Here is a 23534-nt window from a genome sequence, read left to right as displayed (position 1 = left end):
ATAACAACTCCGGGAGATGCTATGAGTAAGACAACTGCCCCTTTTGAACTCGCGGGTGGAGACGGCTTTGCCTCAAGCGGGGAGACGCATACGTTCAAACTGGGCATCGACATTGGTTCTACCACGGTAAAAGCGGTCTTACTCGACGGGCGGCAGGTAGTCTTTTCTGACTATCGCCGCCACCACGCAGATGTGCGGGGGGAACTGGCGGGCTTGCTGTGCGATATTAACGCGGCGCATCCGGAAATCACCGTAAAAGCTGCAGTGACCGGGTCGGGCGGACTTTCGGTTGCCGGAGCGATGAAAGTGCCGTTTGTGCAAGAAGTTATTGCCGGCACTAAAGCAGTAGGAGATACTCACCCGCAAACCGATGTGATTATTGAGCTGGGCGGGGAAGACGCCAAAATCACCTATCTGCATCCCACCTCGGAGCAGCGCATGAACGGCACCTGCGCGGGAGGCACCGGCGCCTTCATCGACCAGATGGCTACCTTGTTGCACACCGACGCCTCGGGACTAGACAAACTTGCTGCGCGCGCCAATCAGCTCTATCCGATTGCCTCGCGTTGCGGGGTATTCGCCAAAACAGACCTGCAGCCTTTGCTTAACGAGGGCGCGGCGCACGAAGATCTCGCGGCCTCGATTTTTACCGCGGTCGCCACTCAAACTATTGCCGGACTGGCCTGTGGACGCCCGATTCGCGGAAACGTAATGTTCCTGGGCGGGCCGCTGCACTTCCTCCCTAACCTGCGCAAAGCCTATGAGGAGCTGCTCCCCAAAGCCGATAGTTTCTTCACCCCGGAACACGCCGAACTTTACGTGGCCTTAGGGGCAGCCTTAAGCGCTGATAAAGGGGAGCCGCGCCCCCTCGAACAGTTAATAACCAACCTGACCACCGGGAAAATCGATACTGATTCGCAGCGGATGCGTCCGCTATTTGCTAATGAAGAAGAACTGGCGGAATTCCGTGCTCGCCACGATAAAGAAGTAATCCCGCAACTACCGTTATCCGAGGCGCGAGGACGCTGCTTCCTGGGGGTAGATTCCGGGTCTACCACGATTAAAGCAGTCGTGATTGACCAGGACAAACGGATCGTATTCACCCACTATGCCTCTAACGAGGGCGACCCGGTTTCGGCGGCGGTGGAGATTGTGCGCCGCATTCGCACCGAACTGCCCGAGGGCGCCTATATTGGGCGTGCCTGTTCCACTGGTTATGGGGAGGGGCTGGTGAAAACCGCCCTTAACTTAGAGCAAGGTGAAGTGGAAACGATGGCGCATTTCCGCGCCGCTGAAGACCTGCTGCCGGGGGTTTCCTCGGTGATTGATATCGGCGGGCAAGATATGAAATATCTGAAGATTCGCGGTGGAGCCGTGGATTCTATCTCGGTGAACGAGGCTTGTTCGTCTGGTTGTGGATCTTTCTTGCAGACCTTTGCTGCCACTATGGGAACCAGTGTGCAGAACTTTGCCGCCGATGCGGTAGCTGCCAAAGCGCCGGTGGATTTGGGTACGCGCTGCACCGTGTTTATGAACTCTTCGGTAAAGCAGGCGCAAAAAGAGGGCGCAAGTCCGAAAGATATTGCGGCTGGGCTTTCCTACTCGGTGGTGCGTAACGCCCTCTATAAAGTTATTAAACTAAAAACCCCTGAGGAGCTGGGCGAAAAGGTAGTTGTCCAGGGGGGAACTTTCCTTAACGATGCGGTGCTGCGGGCATTCGAACTGCTAACTAAGCGGGAAGTGGTGCGCCCTAATATCGCTGGTTTGATGGGTGCTTATGGGGCGGCGTTGATCGCGAAACAAAGCGATGATGGCCAGGGGGAATCCACCCTGGCAACCCTGGAAGACCTAGAGAAATTCCAGGTAGAGACTAGTCGCAAGACCTGTAGGTTGTGCCAAAACCACTGTCAGATGACCATTTCTACTTTCTCTAACGGGGAGCGGCACGTGTCGGGGAATCGCTGCGAACGCGGTGCCTCGCTAGAAAAAGTACCTAAGAAATCGGCGCTGCCGAACCTGTTCGATTGGAAATATAAGCGGATTTTCGGGTATCGCCGCCTGACCGAAAAGAAAGCATTCCGCGGGGATATTGGGATTCCCCGAGTGCTGAATATGTATGAAAACTATCCGCTGTGGTTCACCATGCTCACCAAGCTGGGATTTAGGGTGATGGTTTCGGGGCGCTCCAACCATGACCTGTTTGAGACTGGGATGGAATCTATTCCTTCTGAAAACATCTGTTACCCCGCGAAACTGGTGCACGGACATATCGAGTCGCTGTTGAAGAAAGGGATAAAAACTATTTTTTATCCCTCGGTGATTTATGAACAACAACTGGTGGAAGGCACCGATAACTGTTACAACTGTCCGGTGGTGGGTACCTATCCCGAGGTTATCCGCAACAATATGGAGTCGGTGCAAGACAGCGACGTGCGTCTGATTAGCCCGTTCCTCAACCTGGGGAATCGAGAGTTCCTTCCTAAGAGGATCGCGGAAGTATTCGCTGATTGGAACGTGACGGAAGCGGAAGCGAAAGCTGCCCTGGATGCGGCCTGGGAAGAGGACGCCGCCGTCAAGGCAGAGATCCGGGAGAAAGGCCGGGAATCTTTAGAGTGGATTCGTGAAAACGGGGTGCGCGGGATTGTGCTGGCTGGGCGTCCCTATCACCTGGATCCGGAGGTTAACCACGGAATTCCGGAGTTGATTATCGGCTTGGGAATGGCGGTTTTCACCGAAGATTCGGTGATTGACGGCCGCCTGGAGCGTCCCCTGCGGGTGCGTGACCAGTGGGCTTATCATTCTCGGCTTTATGAGGCTGCCGCCCGGGTGGGTGATGAAGCTGACCTGGAATTGGTGCAGTTGAACTCGTTTGGTTGCGGCGTGGACGCGATTACCGCTGACCAGGTACAAGAGATTTTGGAGGGGCGCGGAGACGTCCACACCGTCCTCAAGATTGATGAGGTTTCCAACCTGGGAGCCGCCCGGATTCGCTTGCGTTCCCTGGATGCGGCCACCAGGGAGCGGCAAAGCTCCACGGTGCTTACCTATCCCAGTGCGGATCGGATCGGTGACCCGGATGCCGCGCCAAGAGATCCAGAGGAAGCGGCAGTTCCTACTCGCATAGATCCAGCCGCCGAAGCAGCAGCAGAGGAAGCCCGCCTGGCGAAAGCCGGTCACCTGCAGGTGAATTCTAAATTCACCGAACAGATGCGCAAAGATGGTTGGGAGATTCTGGTTCCCCAAATGGCGCCTATCCAGTTCCGAGTGGCGCAGCCGGTAGTACGCCGCGCCGGCTTGAATGTGCGGTTGCTAGAACATACTTCCCGCGAATCTATGGAAACTGGCCTCAAGTTCGTAAACAACGATTCTTGTTACCCCGCGATTGTGGTGATCGGCCAGCTAATCGAGGAGTTCACTTCCGGGCGTGCCAACCCCGATAAAACGGCGGTGGCGATTTCGCAGACCGGAGGAATGTGCCGGGCAACAAATTATGCGTCCTTGCTGCGTAAAGGGTTGCGTGATGCCGGGTATCCGCAGGTGCCGGTGATTGCCGCCTCGGTACAAGGCATTGAAGAAAATCCGGGTTTCCAGTTGTCTTGGGCGGAAATCCACCGCATTCTGCAAGCTATCTGTTTAGGGGACATGTTGCAGACTATGCTGCTGCGCATTCGCCCCTATGAGCTGGTCAAAGGCTCCGCGATGGAGCTTTATCGGCGGTGGGATCAGATTATCCAGGAATGGTTTGCGGCTGGGAAATACTCGGCCACTTGGGGCGGTCGCCTCAGCTATTCTCGCCTGATTAAGGAATGTGTCAAAGAGTTCGATGCCTTGGCGTTGAACGATGAACCGCGCCGTCCCCGGGTTGGTTTGGTGGGAGAAATCCTGGTGAAGTTCCACCCGGATGCTAATAACCACGCGGTTCGGGTGATTGAGGAAGAAGGCTGCGAAGCCGAACTGCCTACCTTGATTCAGTTCTTCCACTATTGTCTGGCCAGCGGAAACTTTGAGCGGGACGAAATGGGCAATTCTCGCAAACTGAAGTTAGCTATGGATGCGGGGCTGTGGGCGTTGGAGCGTTATGAGGATGCGATTCGCCGGGCTTTCGCCAAAACTAACGGCAAGTTCGAGATGCATCGGCGAATTAAAGATATGGCGGCTCGTTCTGTCGATATTGCGGGAATGGGTAATCAGGCTGGTGAAGGCTGGTATTTGACCGCGGAAATGGTGGACATGATTGAGCATGGCTGCCCCAATATTATTTGCGCCCAGCCTTTTGGCTGCCTGCCGAACCATGTGATTGGCAAAGGAATGTTCCGCGCGCTGCGCAACCGTTATCCGGAAGCCAATGTGGTAGCGGTCGATTATGACCCGGGTGCTTCGGAAGTCAATCAGCTCAACCGGATCAAGTTGATGATTGCGACTGCCCTACGCGGTGAAGAAGTGGCTGATAATTTCGAGGATATGCCCGAGGATGCGAGCGGGGCAGGCTGCGGATGCGCGTCCTCGTGCGGTAGCGGAGTGCAATGGAATTCTGAGGTTCAAGTCAGCCCTGCCGGTCGGCGTTCCCTGCCGATTACCCCGGTGAGCGCCGCGCGCTAAGGTTTTTGGGGCTTAGCCGAGGACACCCCGTTGTGACCCCGGTAATACCGATACTACCCGTCGCGCCAGTAGTGCGCAGGGGAGTGCCCATTTTCGTCTTGAAGAGTGTTTTTGGGCATGCTCTGCAAGTTTTTATTGAAACTTCCGCAGCCGTATATGGCTAACACCCCCTAAATCTTTACTTCTCACGGCAAGAAAGCAGCAAAAAGTAAAGATTCTAAGGGTGCGAGGTAAAGATACAGGGTTACGTGATGTTCTGGCGGTCAAGAATAATTTTTATGCTAGGGAGTCCAGAAAATCTGTCGCCTGGTTTGCGTCCTCAAAAACTGCCCCATCTTCGGGATCTTTGCCTGCGATAACTCTTTGCGTATGTGTCAGGGCGCGAGCTGTCTGCGCATTAGGTACCGCGCGGCGCGGGGCAGAGGCCAGGGTGTCCCACTGGGTAGAGGCAAGGCGACGTTCGCTGCCACTAATTAGGTCAAATAAATCTGGTTGCCACCAGCCGCGTTGCCCACGCCCGATATTAAGCGGCGCCACTATTCCCGCCGCAACTAAATCTTTAGCGGCGTTCTCGATAGCGGGGCGAGAAACCTTTAAGACTTGCGCAGCGGAAGCGATAGTGAACATCGGCAAATTGGGCAGCTGCTCTCGCAAACGGTTAGCGGCAGCATCGATGCGCAGGGCGCGGTGGTGCTCACTGCGGTAACAGGAATCCAGCCGCGCCTTCCAATCGGCTTGCAGCTCCTCGACTTGGTTCTTAAGACTTTCGGAAATGGTGAGCGCAATCTGGCAAGCATCCAAGAATACTTTTATCCACTGGTTCACCGCTGATATTGCCTGGTCGCTGCGGGGGGCGGCGAGGTGGCGGTAGGAAGAAAGCGCGTCCTCGTAAAGGTCAGTTCTGGTAGCGAGCGCCAAAGATAGCGGCAGGGTAGCCCCCTGAGTGAGGCCGCGGCGAGTTAATACAATATGAATCAGCGCCCGTCCGATGCGGCCATTGCCATCGGGGAAGGGATGGATGGATTCGAATTGCGCGTGCACCAGCGCCGCTTGTAGTAGCGCGCCGTGCTCTGCCCCATTTAAATACTTGACCAGATCATTTAATAAACCGTCGAGGTGTTCGGGGGAGGGCGGGATATAGCTGGCAGCTAGAGGATGGTAGGAGCTGCCCCCTAACCAGTTTTGGCTACTGCGAATCCCTTGCCAAGTCTCCTCGGGGATTAGTTTCTGCTGCAAATCCACAATGTCCGCAAGTGAAACAGTCTCGGCGCTAGCTAATTTGCGGGTCGCGTCCTCTAATATCTGGATGTTGCGGATGACGTCCCCAGCGGTGCTGCGCGGATCGGTGCCGCTTTTTTCCTTCAGCTCGGCGCGCGCCAGTTCGCGCGGAGCAACCTGTAAACCCTCGATATTGCTGGAGGCGATAGCTTCACCGCGCAGGATTAGCCGTGCCAAAGATTCCATCCCTAGTTGTGAGATTAGCGGGGAAAACGCCAAGATTTTCCGCTCCAATAGGGCAGCGGCGGCGGAGTTTTCTTCGGTAATCACGGCATTTCCCGCCAGCAGGTCAGGGACGTAGGAGCGGTAATCGCCGCTGCGCCGTCCGTCCCGAGAAAACGCAGACAAATTCGCTGCCCAATGTCGCTTGTCGTAATGTCCCATGTGCTCGCCTCCCCAGGACTCAGTTTCCCGCCAGCTTTGCGGCGGCACTGCCGTATTGTGTGTTTCCGGTATCTCTGAAAGCTTTTAGCTTATTTTCGCACTTAGAGACAGGTGATTGCAAGGATAAGGCTTATCCTTGCAAAAGATAGGAGGCGGATGAAAGGATAAGCGCTATCCTTACAAAACTTGGGGGCGGGGGTAAGGATAAGCATTAGGTTTTCGCAGCGAGGGCGGACATGGGGGGTAACCGAATTAGGGCTAACCGAGTTGCCGACCTGTTTCGGTACCTTTGGTAAAGCCGCTTTTCAGCTCACGCTAGACTTTAACCATGGCAAATGATGAATGTTCCCCGCAATCTTTGTCCGAAAAACCGCAGGCGCCAGGAAAACCGGTTGCCGAGCGAGGCCGGAGTAGCAGGATAAGGGCATTGGATGGGCTACGAGCGCTAGCAATCGTGGCGGTAGTTCTCTACCACCTGCGCCCCAGCGTGTCACCCGGCGGATTTATCGGGGTGACCGTATTCTTCGTGCTCTCCGGATTCTTGATTACTCGTAGCGTCGTTAGCGCCCTCGATAAAGGAACTTTTTCTTACCGGCGCTATCTGCGGCGGCGTTTTTGGCGGCTATTTTTCCCGATAATTATCACCATTGCGCTTAGCGCCACCCTGACCTATCTATTCGCCCCCAGCCTGTTGCTGAAGGTACAAAGTGACTGCCTACCGGCGACCTTATTCGTCAGCAACTGGTTTTATATTTTCCGCAACGTCCCCTATTTCGCGGCGGCCGGGCTACCGTCCCCGCTTACCCACCTCTGGTTCTTGGGGGTGCTGGCCCAGTTCTATGTGATCTGGCCGCTAATCGTCTACTTGCTGCTGAAAGTTCGGCGCGCGGCTCCGGCGATTACCGCGGTCTTAATCCTGGCGTCCGCGGCGGCAATGGCGATCTTTTGGATGGCGGGGGAGGACGTAACCCGCGCCTACTATGGACTGGATACTCGCGCCGCGGAACTGCTGGTAGGTGCGTTCTTAGCGTTTATTTACCCGCAGGTTTCTTCGCAAAGTCCCGATTCTACTGACGAGGCGAAGACCGGGAAAGGCACTGCGCTGCAGGTGCTAGCAGCCGGGAGCCTCGTTGCGTTACTAGTCTTCACTATCTGGGGCAGCGGGGAGATGCCGGCGATGCACCTCGGCGGATTCCTGCTGGCGGCAATGCTAAGTGCGCTAGTAATCAGGGCGACTGCTGCTGCGGAGACGGTGATTTCAAAACTGCTAAGTAACCCGGTTTTTAACTATCTGGGTTCCCGCTCTTTCGCCCTCTACCTGGTGCATTTCCCAATTCTGCTGATGCTGAATCCGGCTACCCGCACAGTTCCGCCCACCTGGTGGCAGCAACTTTTACAGCTACTGGTAGTGGCAGTTGCCGGAGAAGTTTTCTATCACCTGACAGAAGCGCCTGCCAGCTTGGTAAGTTCTCTGTGGAAAAAACCGGGAGAAAAGAAAGTCGCGAAACTTAAGGCGCAGAGCCGGCTGCGCAAAGTACAGCTCACGGTGTTCGCAGTGCTTTCCGTGCTGTCACTGGTAGTAGCCGGGATCTTGGCGTTTTACCCCGCTAATTGGGAACAGCTAGCTAAAAACCGGGCGGTGCAATTGCGTCCAGAACTTGCCGCTACTGCCGCCCCCTCCCCGCAGCCAGAAAAGCAAAAAGCGAAAGAAAAAGACGAGAAAGACAAGACGCAGGAAAAGGCGGAAGAAGAGCCTAAGGGGATAAAACCGGTGGCCAAGAAGGTACCCAATAACTTGGATACCACCGGATGGCAGATAGATCCGGCCACTGGCGCCTGTAACGCCGACGTCCTCATTATTGGGGATTCGGTAACCGACGAGGCTACCCCGGCGATTAAGAAAGTGTTGCCAAACGCGGTAGTCGATGGGAAAACTAGTCGCCAGATCCAGCGCGGCCCGGAGGTGTTCGCTAGATACAAGAATCAGGGGATTCGACCCCGGGTGCTGGTGTATGCCTTAGGAAGTAACGGGGTGTTGTACGGCGACCGGCTGGTGCAAAACCTGATCGACACCGCCGAGGGTAGGCCAATGTTCCTGGTTACTATCCGCGATCCCAATCCTTTGCAAGATATCAATAACGAAATATTGAACCGTCTGGCAAACAATAATCCGAATGTGGGGATTATTGACTGGTGGGCGGCCAGCGAAGGGCATCGGGAATACCTGGTAGATGATGGTACCCATCCCACCAATGCCGGAGCCGCAGTGATAGCAAACCTCTACAAGCAAGCCCTGTGTGGGCAGTAGGGGGAACTGCGAAGAAAGGAATGATTGGAATTTTTCCAATAGTTCGCGGAGGAGGATTGGGGCTGCCACAGTTATCTCGATTTTCCGGATAACTGGTGAAGGCGGTTCCCAGCGTCACGAAGGCTTCCTCCAGCACCGATGCTAGCGCCGTTTTTTACTAGCGAAAACGTGTCAATATCTGCCAAGGACAGCTAAAGAATATAGAGTTTAGACCGTGAATATTCCGGTGCAATATCGTTCCTTACTCTCTCCTCCAGAACCACGCGAAGAGCGCTACCAATACGGGCGTTCGCTGCGCGAAACCGTCCCCTTCAGTTCCTTAGCGGCCTGGGTGCCGGCGCCAGACCGCGACCCTATCACCCTAATCCAAGCCTCCCACCAGGGCAGAGTGGAAAATCTGATCCCCATCCGGGTAGGGCGGATGGCGTCCTCTCCCTACGGTTTCTTGCGGGGAGCCGCGGTAGTGCAAGCCGCCGACTCCGCTGCCTTGCCCGCCACCGGGATCCAACCGGTAGTATGCGGAGACTCCCACCTGGGTAACTTTGGTTTCTATCGCTCACCCGAAGGCGAGCTAGTAATTGATCTCAATGACTTTGATGAGGCGCATACCGGCAGTTGGGAATGGGATTTGCGCCGCCTAACCGCCTCAATTCACGTGGCGGGGCGCGAAAACAGTCTCTCCGAATCCAAATGTTCCGATGCCGTGATTGCCTGCGTAAACGCCTACCGGAACGAAATTACTCTGCTGGCCGGACGTCCCCTCTTTGAACGCGCTTTCAACCGGATTGACCTGGAAAAACTGACTTCAAAAGAGCTAACTCCCAAGTTAGTTAAAGAGATCGAACGCGCCGCCGCTAAAGCCATGAAACGTACCTCAGATAGAGCTCTCCCCAAGTTCGCTGAGGAATCCGAAGGCAGCTTGCGTATCACCCCGGAACCTCCGCTTACCACCCAGATTCCCCCAGCTGATTGGGATAACTTGGCACGCGCCCTCGACGAATATCTGCACACTATTCCCGCGCAATGGGCGCGAGTGCTGGGCGGATACACCCTGGTAGATATCGCTCAGCGGGTAGTAGGCGTAGGCTCAGTAGGTTTGCGCGCTTATATCGCGCTATTACAAGGATCTACCCCCACGGATGTAATCTTCCTACAGCTCAAACAGGCACGCCGTTCGGTACTGGCACAATATGTGCACGGCTCGAAAGAATGGCACGCCCACCAGGGGCAGCGAGTAGCTGAATATCAAAAAGCGCTACAAACCGTATCGGATCCGCTGCTGGGGTGGGCGAGCGTCGGGGAGCGGCAATACTATGTGCGCCAGTTCCGCAATATGAAAGGAACTGTGCCCCTAGACCGGCTGGGTGCCAAATCATTGTGTGACTATGCGGGAATCGTGGGACTGTTGCTCGCGAAAGGCCACGCTCGTACCCACGGCGCCTCCAAGATCGCCGGCTACCTAGGGAAATCGGATAAACCGGGGCAGGCGCTCGCCACCTTCGCCCGTGCCTACGCCGACCAGACCGAGGCCGATCATGCCGAGTTCATTCGAGCCATCAAAGACGGCCGGATGCCCCAGCCCGAGGGTGAAATGTCCAGCGCCTTCCGCGCGGGCTAGGACGCGCGAGGAGGAACTAGCGAGTGGGTGCAAGTACAGCGCGGGTTACGCGCGGGGTCTTGGAATGATCTGATTTTCCATTTCGGGGGCTGGCTCGGTAAAAGCACTCCGGGGACCCCGTGACCTGCTCTGTAAAAATTCAGAAAGAGGACTTTACGCTATCCACTAAAAGGGCAACGTAACCGATTCCTTAAGTAATGGTTAGTAGCGTGTCCCTCTCGTATCTTTTACCGGCCGGGCCCCCTGTTCGCACGGAGTTCCACTCTCAGCGCGGGGCTTGGTTTTATCCGAGCAGACAGACTGCGCATCAAGACCTCTGTAGCCGGGCACAGGGCTACCAAATAAATACTCGCAACTCTAAAGGGCATAAGAATTCGGAAAATGCCTGCGGTCTTTTTCCGAATTCTTGGGCGGGAGGAAAAACCAAGCTCCCGTGCGTAGCCCACACGGTACTTGCACCCTCGTCCTCGCTACCTCCGCTTTAGCCCCGCTTGCGCGTGTCCTAGGTCACCAGCGCCAAAATAGGATTGCCAGCAGCGATAATGTTAGGCTAGTAAAGCCGTTACAAGCCGGCCACGGATGCGTCATGCCCGGGAGAAACTGCCCCGGAGCTCCGTGCAACAAGTAGAAGTAAAGGAGAACCCAGTGGCACTGAGTAAAGAAGAAAAAGCCAAAATTATGGAAGAATATGCGACCCATCCCGGTGATACGGGTTCGCCTGAGGTTCAGATCGCGCTGCTTTCCAAGCGGATCTCGGATCTAACTGAGCATTTCAAATCTCATCAGCATGATCACCACTCCCGTCGGGGACTAATGCTGCTGGTGGGGCAGCGGCGCCGCCTGCTAGGTTACCTGAAAGACATCGACATCGAACGTTACCGTTCTTTGATCGCGCGTCTCGGTTTGCGCCACTAACATAGAAATATCGGCCCGGTTAACGCCGGGCCGAATTGCTATCACCCCGGTTTCGGTCTTCGGTGGTGGCCTCCGGATCAGGCGCAGCAGTTTCTAGTCGCCTATCTCCGTGGGTCTCGATCGTTGACCGCCCATCACAAGGTGATAGCTCTCAGGAGGGCATCGGCCCTAGAAGATGGAATACAAGGAGTAAATAAAAGAAAATGATGGACGATCCAGAAGTGATTGCCTCCGAGGCAATCATCGATAACGGTCGTTTCGGACAGCGCACTGTGCGCTTCGAAACTGGCCTACTCGCCCAGCAGGCTGCCGGTAGTGCGCTGGCATACCTCGATGATGAAACCACAGTTCTATCTGCCACTACGGTAGGTAAAAACCCGCGCGACCAGTTTGATTTCTTCCCGCTCACCGTTGATGTGGAAGAACGCCAATACGCGGCCGGACGTATCCCCGGAAACTTCTTCCGGCGGGAAGGACGCCCCGGCACGGAAGCGATTCTCGCTGCTCGCCAAATCGACCGTCCGTTGCGCCCCTCATTCGTAAAAGGGCTGCGTAACGAGGTACAGGTGGTAGCTACGGTACTGACCGTACACCCCGATGATGCCTACGATGTGCTAGCCATTAACGCTGCCAGCATGTCCACCCAGATTTCCGGTCTGCCCTTCTCCGGACCGATCAGTGGCACTCGGCTATCCCTAATCGATGGACAGTGGGTAGCTTTCCCGCGTTACAGCGAAATCGAGCGTTCCACTTTCAACATGGTGGTTGCCGGACGGGTTATTCAAACCGCTGATGGCGGCGAAGACGTTGCCATTATGATGGTAGAGGCCGGCGGCGGCGAAGGTACCTGGGAACTGATTCAACAGGGACAGACCGCTCCGACCGAAGATGTAGTAGCTGCCGGTCTGGAAGCCGCTAAACCTTTCATTAAGGAACTGTGCCGCGCGCAAGCGCAGGTAGCGGCCAAGTGTCAGAAAGAAACCCTAGAGTTCCCGCTGTTTAAAGACTTCGAGGACGAACACTGGGATGCGGTGGCCGAAAACTGCCGCGAACAGCTTGACCAGGCCGTACAGATCGCAGAGAAACTCGATCGGCAAAACCGGGTTGATGAAATCAAAGACCAAATGCTTTCCGACCTGGAAGAGCGTTTCCCCGAGGGCGAGAAAGAGCTCAAAGCTGCTTTCCGCGCCCTCGAAAAAGAGCTAATCCGTACCCGCACCCTAAACGAAGGCGTGCGGATGGATGGACGCCAGCCCAACCAGATTCGCTCGCTTTATGCGCGCGCCGGAGTGCTGCCCCGCCTGCACGGATCCGCGATTTTCCGTCGCGGCGAAACCCAGGTGTTGGGGGTAACCACCCTGAATATGCTGCGGATGGAACAGCAGCTCGATAACCTCAGCCCGGTGACCCGCAAGCGCTATATGCATCAATACAACTTCCCGCCCTATTGCACCGGTGAAACCGGTCGCGTGGGCAGCCCCAAGCGCCGCGAAATCGGGCACGGTCACCTCGCGGAAATGGCGTTAGAGCCGGTACTTCCCTCCAAGGAAGAATTCCCTTACGCTATCCGCCAGGTATCCGAAGTTATGGGGTCTAACGGTTCTTCCTCTATGGGTTCGGCCTGCGCTTCTACGATTTCGCTATTAAACGCGGGCGTGCCGCTAAAAGCTCCGGTTGCCGGGATTGCTATGGGGCTAATGAGTGAACCGAACGAGGACGGTACCACCAAGTACATGACCCTCACCGATATTTTGGGAGCCGAGGACGGATTTGGGGATATGGACTTCAAGGTCACCGGTACTCGGGACTTTATTACCGCCCTGCAGCTGGACACCAAGCTGGACGGTATTCCCTCTGACGTGCTGAAAGGTGCGCTAGCTCAGGCTAAGGAAGCCCGCCTGGAAATCTTGAACCTGATTGAACAGGCGATTCCAGAACCGGACGAAATGAGCCCCTATGCTCCGCGCATCATCACCGTACAGGTGCCAGTAGACAAGATTGGCGAGGTCATCGGTCCGAAGGGCAAGATGATTAACCAGATTCAAGAAGATACTGGCGCGGAAGTAACGATCGAAGATGACGGCACTGTCTATATTTCTTCCTCCGATGCAGAATCTGCTGAGGCAGCTCGGGCAGCCGTGAATGCCATCGCTAATCCGCAAATGCCTGAGGTAGGGGAGCGTTTCGTAGGAACCGTGGTTAAGACCACCTCCTTCGGGGCTTTCATTTCCCTAACCCCCGGCAAGGACGGCTTGCTGCATATTTCCCAGATTCGTCGCCTGGTAGGGGGCAAACGCATCAACCAGGTAGAGGACGTCCTGGGCGTTGGCGACCAAGTTCAGGTAGAGATTGAAGAAATCGATGAACGGGGCAAACTGTCTCTGGTGGCGGTACTCAGTGAAGAGCAAGAGGCCGCATTAGCTGAAAACGAAGCTAAGCAGGAATCTCGTCGCTCCGAAGACGAAGATCGTCCTCGTCGCTCTCGTAACCGTAGCCGCCGGCATCGCAATAATCGTCGCGATGATCGGCGTGAGGATCGCCGCGAAGAGCAATCAGATGGTGACGACGAATAGTCGATAACTAAGTTGGCGAGGGCGAGATAATCTCGCCCTCGCCTCCTTTAATTTCAGAAAAGAGATGCTTAATGCGTAGATATTTCGACCTGGTAGTGGCGGGAAGTCTACTTTTCCTGTGCCTATTTTTTGCGCTGATACTACTGTCGGTATCTACCACTTCCGACTCCGGATTATTAAGCATTTTTACCGGGTTTCTGGCGCTATTATTCGCCGCTGTAGCTGGCGGATTTCAACTGATTTTTGCAGCTGCACGTCTGATCTTTAAATTAGATGCCCGCCGCTTTTGGGCTCGCGCTACCCTAATCGCCCTGATTTTCACCGTCCTTTCCCTCCTCTATGCCGCTATCGCAGGAAGTGCCGAAACGGGACTACTGACCTTCGCCCTCGGGATATTTACTATCCTTGGCGTACTGCAATGCGCATGCGCCTGGGTATTAAGCAACTCCCGGACAAGACAACCGCGCAGTAAAAACCCCAAGAACTAGCCGCAACCTGGGAACCTGTAAAGAAACTAGCAAACCCTATAAAGAGAAAATGCCTGAAAAATACGATTACGAACTGCCGCTTTCAGCCCAAGCGCCTCGCCTAAGTATTAGCGAAGGCGAAACCCTAATTGAAAGATCGATACTGCCTGGCGGTATCCGTTTGATTACCCAACAGGTACCAGCCTCGCCCTCGGTAGTGCTCGGACTTTGGATTCCGGCAGGCTCGCGCGATGAAGGCCCGCAGCATTTGGGATCGACCCATTACTTAGAACACCTGCTGTTCAAAGGCTCGGCTACCCGCAGCGCGAAGGAAATCTCGCGGGCATTCGATGCTGTGGGGGGAGAACTAAACGCGGCAACCGCTAAAGAATCTACCCACTATTATTGCCGGGTACTCTCCCGTGATCTACCAATGGCGGTAGAAGTACTCACCGAAATGCTCGCGCGCCCCACGCTGGCACCGGCAGATTTCGAACTGGAACGGGCAGTTATCTTGGACGAACTGGCCATGTCCCAAGATGATCCCCAAGATGTTGGCTACGAAAAATTTTTGGGGCAGCTATTCCCCAACTCTCCGCTGGGTCTGCCGGTAGGGGGCACAGCCCAAACAGTGGCGGACACCCCTTTAGAAGCGGTGAAAGCTCATCATCAGCGCTGGTACCAGCCCCGCCACCTGGTAGTTGCGGCCGCCGGAGATATTAAGCATGACCGCCTGGCACAACTAATATTGGACGCTGCCGACAAGAACGGTTGGAGCCTTGCTGCAGGCACCGATCCGGAAGTTCCCCAGCGCACCCAGCCAGATCTGGCAGTGCCAGCCAGCACCGTAGTAGAAAAAACGGTGGAACAGGGGCAAATATTTATCGGAACCCGTTCACTGCCCGCTAATCACCCCCAGCGCGACACGCTTAGTCTGCTGCTCACGGTACTTTCCGGAGGAATGTCTTCCCGGTTATTCCAAGAAATTCGAGAAAAACGAGGGCTAGCCTACTCTACCTATGCTTTTGACTCCGCCTATAGCGATAGCGGATCCTTCGGCCTCTACGCCGGGTGTGCCCCCAATAATTTGGCGCAAGTTGGGCACCTGCTGGTGGCAGAACTAGAAAAACTCGCTGAGCACGGAGTACCCGAGGACGAACTATCCGAAGCGTTAGGGCAGCTCAGCGGGGGAGTGCTGCTGGGGATGGACGATAACCGTGCCCGGATGGTGCGCCTGGGACGCGCAGAAGTAAATGGAGGCCGCTTGCGCACCATCGAACAGTTAAACGCTGCCCTGCAAAATGTAAGCAGCGCACAAATTAGTGAGCTGGCAGCGCAATTTCTCGGCTTACCACAGGTGAAAGTCGTGGTACGCCCGGCGGTGGCATAAGCTGAACGAGTGAGAATAAAGAAACTATTTCCAGTTATGGTCGCCGCGGCGCTGCTAAGCGCCTGCAGTCCCGCCACTCAGTCGCCTGCTCCCGAAAAAACCACTACTAACACTAACCCCAAAGTGACCAGTTCGGTTTCGGCGACGCCGACTACCCCCACAGCTTCGCCGACCCCGACAGTGGCGTTTACTCCCAAAGATCACCTGTCTCAGGAGCAAAACTCCTTCGTCAAACAGGTGATGGAAAAGAACCACTATGATCAGCGCACCGCGGAGATAGTTTTGGGGCCAGTACAATCCCTGTGCGGACTGCTCGATACCAAGCAGCCAGATTCGGCGGCAAATAAACAAACTCTGTCCGATATCTATACCAAAGTAGATTCTGCCGAGTTGCGGCAAGAATGGTACAACAATCTGCAGATAGCTGGGCAAACCCTGTGTCCAGATAAAGCCCAAATCATTAACGCTAATAAACCAGAAGGTGTGAGTTAGAGTGAGCGAAAAACTGAAAGTCGCCGTGGTCGGAGCCCAGGGGCGGATGGGGCAGTCCGCTTGTCAAGCGATCGCAGACTCCACCGACTTGCAGCTAGTTGCCCGTTTGGGCAGTAAAGATGAGATTACCGCCCAGACTTTGTCCGGGGCTGAGGTCGCAGTCGAGTTCACTATCCCCAGCGCCAGTTTTGCTAATACTGCCGCGATTTTGCGCTCCGGCGCCCATGCGGTAGTCGGTACCTCCGGGTGGGACGAGGACGCCCAGGCAAGAATTCAGGAAGTGGCGCGCGAAACTGGACGTAACGTATTGATTGCGCCTAACTTTGCGCTTTCTGCCGTACTGGTGATGGCTTTTTCGCGGCTGGCTGCACCGTTCTTTACTTCCGCCGAAATCGTGGAGACTCATCATCCGAAAAAATTGGATGCCCCGAGCGGGACAGCGCTAGCAACCGCCCAGCAAATGGCGGCCGCCCGCAGACAAGCCGATATTCCGTCAGCTCCCGATGCCACCACCACCGATCCCGAGGGTGCGCGCGGCATGAAAGTGGGGGATGTGGGGATCCACTCGCTGCGGATGCTAGGGGCTAACGCGCACCAAGAAGTGCTCCTTTCTAACCCCGGGGAACAGCTGCGCCTGCGCACTGACTGTTTTGATCGTTCCTCTTTTATGCCGGGAGTGCTGCTGGCTGTCCGTAAAGTTGCCGCTGCGGCTCCCCTGACAGTGGGGCTGGATAAGCTCATGGATTTAGGGATCTAAAGTGAGTACTACTCCTGCCGAAGAAACAGTCCGCTTAGCGAAAAGCGAAGATTTAGCTGACTGGGGACGGATTCAGGCACAGTCCATGAAAGCCGATCTGCAGTCCCATCTGGGACAAATCGGTCCGCAAACTTTAGCACTTATCGACCCTGAGCAGATTACGCGAGCCTGGCAGCAGGCGTTATTTAGCCCGCCCTCGCCAAAACATCACCTGCTCACCGCGATAAATAAAGGACAGGTGGTCGGTTTGGCGGCGATTGCCCCTGCCCCCAAAATGCTGGTGCAACCCAAAGACTCCCCGCTCGCAGAAAAAAATGCGGATGCCGAAATCGTGGCCTTAGAGGTCGTCGATTGGGAAAAACAGCTGCCCGATGCCTCTCGCCTGGTAAATGCGGTTGGCGATATGTTGCGAATGTCCGGGGCTAGTCGGCTGCAGATTTGGCTAGCGGCCGGAGCTCAAGAAAAAATCCGGTTCTTCAGCGAATGCGGGTTTGCTCCCGCCGGTTTGCGCCAAGGCCTAAAAGTAGGACATGAATCCATGGTGCAGCATCTGTGGTTTACTGACCTATAGCCCTCTCCCGCCCGCTTTTTGGACGAAAGAAAAATCTCCAAGTGGCGTAGGTAGAGTGGGGACATGAGCAACGCAGAGTGTACTTATCGGCTTCCCGCACCGGTTGGGGTAGCAATGGTGACCCCGTTCCACCCGGATGGCTCCGTAGACTATGACGCCGCCGCCAACCTAGCTAAACACCTGGTAGATCAAGGAATCGATCACCTGGTGCTTTCGGGTACCACCGGGGAATCGCCTACTACTCACCTGGATGAAAAAGAACAGTTGATAAAGGTGGTTCGCCAAGCGGTAGGCGAAGACCTCTACATTACTGCCGGGGCGGGATCAAACGACACTGAACATTCGGTGCGGATGGCACGCAGCGCCCAAGAGGCCGGAGCTGACGCGATCCTAGTAGTAAGCCCCTATTATTCGCGTCCCTCCCAAGAGGGGATGTATCAACACTTTGCTAAAGTGGCTGGTCAGACAGACCTGCCAGTTATGCTTTATGATATTCCCGGACGTACCGGGGTAGCCATCGGCGATGAGCTACTGATGCGCCTCGCGCAGATCGACAATATCGTGGCGGTAAAAGATGCTACCGGCAAAGTGGAAGTCGGGGCGCGGCGCATAGACGAAACCGGTTTGGCTTTCTATTCCGGCGACGATGGCCTCAATTATTCCTGGCTCACCCATGGCGCGGTGGGGGTAATCAGCGTAGTCGCTCACGTCGCCGCTCCCAGCTATCGCCAGATGGTACAGCTGGTAGAAAAGGGAGACTACCAGGGGGCTCTACAGATTTCCCTAGATCTAGAACCCTTGGTGAAAGCGTTAATGGGAGGGGGGCAAGGCGCCGTAATGGCCAAGCACGCCCTCGCCGAACAGAAAGCTATTCCTACCGCTACTTTGCGCCTGCCACTAGCTCCCGCCAGCGAAGAGGAGATCTCCCAACTGCGCGCCGCCCTGGAACGTTTCGAATTGCTTTAGAAATGCTCGCGGTGTGCTGGCGGTTTTGATCGCGAAACCGGCTTTATTAATCGGCCTAGAGCAGTGAGGGGCGCCTAGCAGTGGGGATCGGCCTTAAAGACCTGCCTAGAAGAACTAATCGCGCCCCCGTGAGCGCGGAAGTTTGCTATAGGCGGGTAGAATCGGAACAATTAGACACGTGAATCCGCTTTATCCTGAACTTTCTTTTCCGCCGAAGCTAAAATCCGACACCATTCGGGTAGTTCCCCTGGGAGGCCTGGGGGAAGTCGGACGGAACATGACCGTAATCGAGCTCAACGGCAAAATCCTGATTGTCGACTGTGGGGTACTTTTCCCCGAAGAAATCCAGCCGGGCGTGGATCTGATTCTCCCCGACTTTTCATATTTACATGGACGTATGGATCAGGTCGTAGGATTGGTGCTCACCCATGGTCATGAAGACCATATTGGGGCGGTACCCTATCTGCTGCGCCTGCGCGAAGATATTCCCATTTATGGCTCCCAACTCACCTTAGATTTTCTGCGTCCCAAACTGGAAGAGCATCGACTCCCGGCAACGCATCTGCACCAGGTACGCGAGGGGGAGCGCATTGAGCTAGGTATTTTTTCTTGCGAGTTTTTGGCGGTCACCCACTCGATACCCGATGCCCTAGCGGTGATGGTTCGTACCAAAGCCGGAAACCTGCTGGTTACCGGCGATTACAAAATGGATCAGCTTCCGCTCGATAAACGAATCACCGACCTGCGCGGCTTTGCGCGCATGGGAGAAGAGGGCGTTGACCTGTTCCTAGTGGACTCCACCAATGCGGAAGTGCCCGGTTTTATTGCCCCGGAAAGAAAAATCGGTCCGGTAATCCGCCAGGTACTCACCGAATCTACCGGGCAAGTAATCGTAGCTTCCTTCGCCTCCCATGTGCATCGCGTGCAACAGGTGCTGGACGCGGCCCGCGCGGTGGGGCGCAAAGTGTGCCTGTCCGGGCGCTCAATGGAACGTAATATGAACATTGCGGCGCAGGCCGGCTACCTGGATCTAGATCCGCAAGTGGTAGCGCGCGCGGATGAGCTCAAGCGTCTGCCCCCGGAAAAACGAGTGTGGATGGTGACCGGTTCCCAAGGTGAACCCATGGCCGCGCTCTCGCGGATTGCACAAGGTGAACATCGCCTAGTGTCCCTGGAGCCAGCAGATACCGTACTGCTGGCCTCCTCGCTGATCCCGGGAAATGAAAACTCAGTGTACCGAGTCATTAACGCACTGATGCGCCAAGGCGCCAATGTAGTACATAAAGGTAACCGCGCGGTTCACGTTTCTGGACACGCTGCAGAAGGGGAACTGCTCTACACCTACAACATTGTCCAACCCAAGAATGTGATGCCGATTCACGGAGAAATCCGCCATTTGATTGCCAATGGACGGATTGCCCAATCCACCGGGGTGCCGGAAGAAAATGTGGCTTTAGCCGAGGACGGGGTAGTAGTCGATCTCAAAGATGGGCAAGCACGCGTAGTGGGGCAAGTCGATTGCGAATACGTCTATGTTGATGGCGGATCTATTGGAGAAATCGATGAAGATCAGCTAAAAGACCGCATGACTTTGGGTGAAGAGGGTTTTGTGTCCGTATTTGCTGCGGTAGACGTGCCCACCAAAATTATTGCTGCCGGCCCGCATATCACTGCCCGGGGAATGGCAGAGGATGAGGGAGTGTTTAGGGAAGTGCTACCGGATGTGACCGAAGCTTTGCAAAGAGCGTTAAATCAAGGCGATAGCGATCCTTATCGCCTACAGCAGGCGATGCGCCGTGCTTTAGGTCGTTGGGTGGCGCGCCGTCTACGTCGTCGCCCCATGATCGTACCGGTAGTTGTGGAGATTTAGATGCGGGTAACTGGAAAAGAAAAATCGGATATTTCTTGGCGGCAGCGCGTCCCCGCCTGGCTAGGTTGGGTTTATACCATTGCCGCGCTATTTTGCCTGGTAATGATTCCGTTGCGCTACAGCGTTAGTGGCGGGTTCGGGCGCTTTAGCTACCTGGTACTAACCATGCTCGGGGTGCCCTCGACTGCTACCTTAGGGGCGGCAGTATTATTGGCGTTCTTGGCTCTGCTGTGCTTTTCCCGCAAGCGGATCGGGGTTATCGTCCTCATCGCCTTACATACCCTGCACGCCTTGCTGAGCCTGACTGCCCTGTTATTTTCTTTCTCGAATCCAGAAGTTACCCTGACTGTTTGCATATTCCTGGGGTTTCGTCTGCTCTTTTCCACATTTGTGGTAGTAGTTTTATTCGCTGCTGCCCGTAGCTTTTGGGGAAAAATCAATGCGCGATCCGCCTGGAAAGCCCTCTTTGTGCTGCTAAGTGGCCAATTACTGGTATTCGGCATGGGGCTGATCATGGCTCGGGTTATTGCGCCGCGCACTTGGGACAGTGGAACGCTGGCGTTTTGGGTCTTTTCCCGAATGTCGGGATGGCGACTACCCCACGGTAATGCCATTCGCTTGCACCTAGCCCACCTAAGCGGTTTTCGCGGTCTTGGCTTCTTCATTATGGTGCTTTCCGGCCTGGTGATGATGATTGCCGCCAATCGCTTTATTCTCGGTCAACGGGCGCAAGCTCGCACGCGCAGCGAAGATCTCGCCTTGCGTGACCTCCTGTTCAAATGGGGGAAAGCTGATTCCTTAAGCTATTACGCCACCCGGGATAATCGGGCAGTAGTTTTCAGTGCTGATGGGCAAGCCGTGGTTTCCTACGGGGTAGCTATGGGAGTAGCTCTAGCGGCCGGGGATCCCATAGGGGATCCTTCATCCTGGGAAAATGCGGTGCAAAGGTGGAAGGCACACTGTTACCGTCAAGGATGGATCCCGGCGGTAATCTCCGCTAGCGCCCAGGGGGCGCGCGTCTATCGCCGCCAGGGACTTCGGGTACGCAAAATGGGTGACGAAGCTATTATTAGTCCCGAACGTTTTGAACGTAACTCCAGTGCCGGCCGCGCCTTGTTAGCTGCGCAAAGACGAGTTGCTCGAGCTGGGGTGGACATCGAGATTTGCAGGCAAAGCGAACTTTCTCCCGCGCAGCTGCAAGAAGTAGCGATGGTGGCCGAACTTTTCCGGCGCGGGAACGAACGTGGCTTCTCGATGAGCCTCGATAGAATGTTTGCTCCTCAAGAGGGCGAGCAAATCATCGTAACCGCGCGGGGCAAAGATGGGCAACTACAGTGCCTGCTCACCTTCGTTCCCTGGGGACAGCGCGCCGTTTCCCTCAACTTGATGCGCCGGGCAGAATCGGCGGTCAACGGGGTAGTAGAAGCCATGGTGCTCACCTTGCTGCAGCAAGGACCGGAAAAAGGGATAGACCGGTTCTCCTTAAACTTTGCGATGTTCAGAGAAGTTTTTGTGGAAGGCGAAGCCGTTGACGCCACTATCAATGATCGTGTTAAGCGCGCCCTCTTTGTTAAAGCCTCCCGTTTTTGGCAACTAGAGTCGCTATATGAATCCAATGCCCGGTATAACCCGACATGGTTGCCCCGATATTTTTGTTTTTCTTCCGACCCGTTAGTGCCGTTATCTCTTTTAGCAGCGGGAATGTTAGAAGGATTCGTGCCCGCACCGGAAGCCGCCGTAAGCGGGGAACCCTTTGACTGGGAAGTTGATAGCCAGTATCTGCGCGAACTTGCCGCGATGCGCACCGAGCATACCGCCGCTAAACTGCAGGTCAAACTGAGTGAACAACAAAGATCCCGGCGCGCGAAAGCAGAAAAACTCAGTGCGGCGGGAATAGAATCCTTCCCGGCCGGTTTCGATTTAGGGATTCCCTTATCTGAAGCGAAAGCCCGCCTTGATGCGGGTGAAACCGGGAAAACGGTTCGCAGCCTCGGTCGAATTGTGGCTCGCAGGAACCATGGAGGTGTGGTGTTTTGGGATTTGCACTACCAAGGCACCTATCTGCAGGTAGTCCTAGAACGCGGCAACCTCACAGCGGAACAGTTCGCCCACCTACGACTGCTGGACTTAGGGGACCTGCTAGTTGTTAGCGGCCACTGCGGAGCCTCCCGAAACGGTACGCCCTCTTTGATAGCAGAAAATTGGACGCTGGCCGCTAAAGCCTTGCGTCCCATTCCCCATCCCGCTGCGCGACTAGACATTGCTACCCGCACTCGCGAACGCACCATGACTTTCCTCAATGACGCTACCGCAATGCATCGGCTGCAGGCGCGTTCGCGGGCATTAAGCGCAGTCCGTAAAGAACTGATAGACCGTGGCTATCTGGAGGTGGAAACCCCCATGCTGCAGGCGGTGCAAGGCGGCGCTAATGCCCGTCCCTTCGTTACTCACTCCAATGCCTACCAGGTGAATATGTTCTTGCGGATCGCCCCGGAACTGTATCTAAAACGCCTGGCAATAGCGGGGATGGGGGCAATCTTCGAGATGGGACGCTCCTTTAGGAACGAGGGCGCGGACGCAACTCACAACCCCGAGTTCACCTCCTTAGAGGTCTATAAAGCCGGCTCTGACTACCGAGAAATGATGACCCTTACCCGTCAGCTTTACCAGGCAGCCGCCCGCGCGATTCATGGAAAAGAAATCGCTCTGCGCCCGGCAAACTCGCCCGAAAGTAACAATGAGAGCGGTGAAGTAGATTTCGTTGAGGTCGATATCTCTGGCGATTGGCGGGTAATCTCGGTTTTTGATGCGGTATCTGAGGCTGTGGGAACCGCGGTTACCCCCGACACCGGGGAAGAGGAGCTGCGTAGCCTGTGCTTGCAGCACCAGTTAACTCCGCCGCCGGGTGCCAATAGCGGCACCTTGCTGGGGACGCTATATGACGACCTCGTAGAGGCACGCACGATAAAACCTACCTTCTACTGTGATTTCCCGGTGGAGTCCTCTCCGCTTACCCGCAAGCACCGGGTCGATCCCCGCCTGGCCGAACGCTGGGATCTGGTGGCGTTCGGGATGGAACTGGGAACTGCCTACAGTGAACTAACTGACCCGCGTGACCAGCGGGAACGCTTTACTCAACAGTCGCTTGCGGCAGCGGCCGGCGATCCAGAAGCCATGAGCCTGGACGAAGATTTCTTAAACTGTTTGGAACTGGGGATGACCCCCCTAGGCGGTCTCGGACTGGGAATGGATCGGATGGTAATGATGCTGATGGGCTGCGATATTCGGCAGGTGTTGGCCTTCCCGTTTGTTAAACCTAAGAATTAATAACCAGATTTTGGTGCTA

14 protein-coding genes are annotated in these 23534 nt (G+C 55.5%); 13 read left to right on the top strand and 1 reads right to left on the bottom strand.

Annotated elements, in window-relative coordinates; genetic code table 11:
- The first annotated feature begins 21 nt into the window (after positions 1-21).
- Complete coding sequence (locus E6072_RS03780; RefSeq protein ID WP_316693848.1) at positions 22-4599, top strand: acyl-CoA dehydratase activase-related protein; 4578 nt, start codon at positions 22-24, stop codon at positions 4597-4599.
- 276 nt (positions 4600-4875) lie between these two features.
- Here E6072_RS03780 and E6072_RS03775 read toward each other — a convergent pair whose 3' ends face one another.
- Complete coding sequence (locus E6072_RS03775) at positions 4876-6261, bottom strand: Fic family protein (RefSeq protein WP_316693847.1); 1386 nt, start codon at positions 6259-6261, stop codon at positions 4876-4878.
- Between the two features lie 328 nt (positions 6262-6589).
- On the opposite strand from E6072_RS03775, the gene E6072_RS03770 reads away from it, so the two are divergent.
- From E6072_RS03770 to lysX, 12 genes are all read left to right on the top strand, one after another.
- Positions 6590-8569, top strand: coding sequence for an acyltransferase family protein (locus tag E6072_RS03770; protein ID WP_316693846.1), 1980 nt, complete (start codon positions 6590-6592; stop codon positions 8567-8569).
- A gap of 214 nt (positions 8570-8783) precedes the next feature.
- Positions 8784-10187 carry a DUF2252 domain-containing protein gene (locus E6072_RS03765; RefSeq protein WP_316693845.1) on the top strand — a complete coding sequence of 468 codons (1404 nt, stop codon included), beginning with the start codon at positions 8784-8786 and terminating at the stop codon, positions 10185-10187.
- Between the two features lie 645 nt (positions 10188-10832).
- Entirely contained in the window at positions 10833-11102 is a 270-nt protein-coding gene (gene rpsO, locus E6072_RS03760; protein ID WP_316693844.1) for a 30S ribosomal protein S15, read from the top strand.
- 203 nt (positions 11103-11305) lie between these two features.
- Positions 11306-13675, top strand: coding sequence for a polyribonucleotide nucleotidyltransferase (locus tag E6072_RS03755; protein ID WP_316693843.1), 2370 nt, complete (start codon positions 11306-11308; stop codon positions 13673-13675).
- Positions 13676-13746: 71 nt separating this feature from the next.
- A complete protein-coding gene (locus E6072_RS03750) occupies positions 13747-14163 on the top strand; it encodes a hypothetical protein (protein ID WP_278605703.1) in 417 nt (138 codons plus the stop codon).
- 49 nt (positions 14164-14212) lie between these two features.
- On the top strand, positions 14213-15532 hold the full coding sequence (locus tag E6072_RS03745) for a pitrilysin family protein (protein ID WP_316693840.1): 1320 nt from the start codon (positions 14213-14215) through the stop codon (positions 15530-15532).
- A 9-nt stretch (positions 15533-15541) separates the two neighbouring features.
- The gene (locus E6072_RS03740) at positions 15542-16024 is read left to right on the top strand and encodes a hypothetical protein (protein ID WP_316693839.1); all 483 of its coding nucleotides are present in this window, start codon (positions 15542-15544) and stop codon (positions 16022-16024) included.
- A 1-nt stretch (position 16025) separates the two neighbouring features.
- Positions 16026-16781 carry a 4-hydroxy-tetrahydrodipicolinate reductase gene (gene dapB / locus E6072_RS03735; RefSeq protein ID WP_316693836.1) on the top strand — a complete coding sequence of 252 codons (756 nt, stop codon included), beginning with the start codon at positions 16026-16028 and terminating at the stop codon, positions 16779-16781.
- 1 nt (position 16782) lies between these two features.
- Positions 16783-17352 carry a hypothetical protein gene (locus tag E6072_RS03730; RefSeq protein WP_316693834.1) on the top strand — a complete coding sequence of 190 codons (570 nt, stop codon included), beginning with the start codon at positions 16783-16785 and terminating at the stop codon, positions 17350-17352.
- 63 nt (positions 17353-17415) lie between these two features.
- The gene (gene dapA, locus E6072_RS03725) at positions 17416-18318 is read left to right on the top strand and encodes a 4-hydroxy-tetrahydrodipicolinate synthase (RefSeq protein ID WP_316693832.1); all 903 of its coding nucleotides are present in this window, start codon (positions 17416-17418) and stop codon (positions 18316-18318) included.
- Positions 18319-18496: 178 nt separating this feature from the next.
- The gene (locus E6072_RS03720; RefSeq protein WP_316693830.1) at positions 18497-20188 is read left to right on the top strand and encodes a ribonuclease J; all 1692 of its coding nucleotides are present in this window, start codon (positions 18497-18499) and stop codon (positions 20186-20188) included.
- Entirely contained in the window at positions 20189-23515 is a 3327-nt protein-coding gene (gene lysX, locus E6072_RS03715; RefSeq protein WP_316693828.1) for a bifunctional lysylphosphatidylglycerol synthetase/lysine--tRNA ligase LysX, read from the top strand.
- Positions 23516-23534 lie beyond the last annotated feature (19 nt).

This window comes from Varibaculum cambriense (assembly GCF_032557235.1).
Taxonomy (GTDB): domain Bacteria; phylum Actinomycetota; class Actinomycetes; order Actinomycetales; family Actinomycetaceae; genus Varibaculum; species Varibaculum cambriense_C.
Note: the sequence above shows the minus strand (reverse complement) of the source record. Positions and strands in the feature narration are given on the sequence as shown.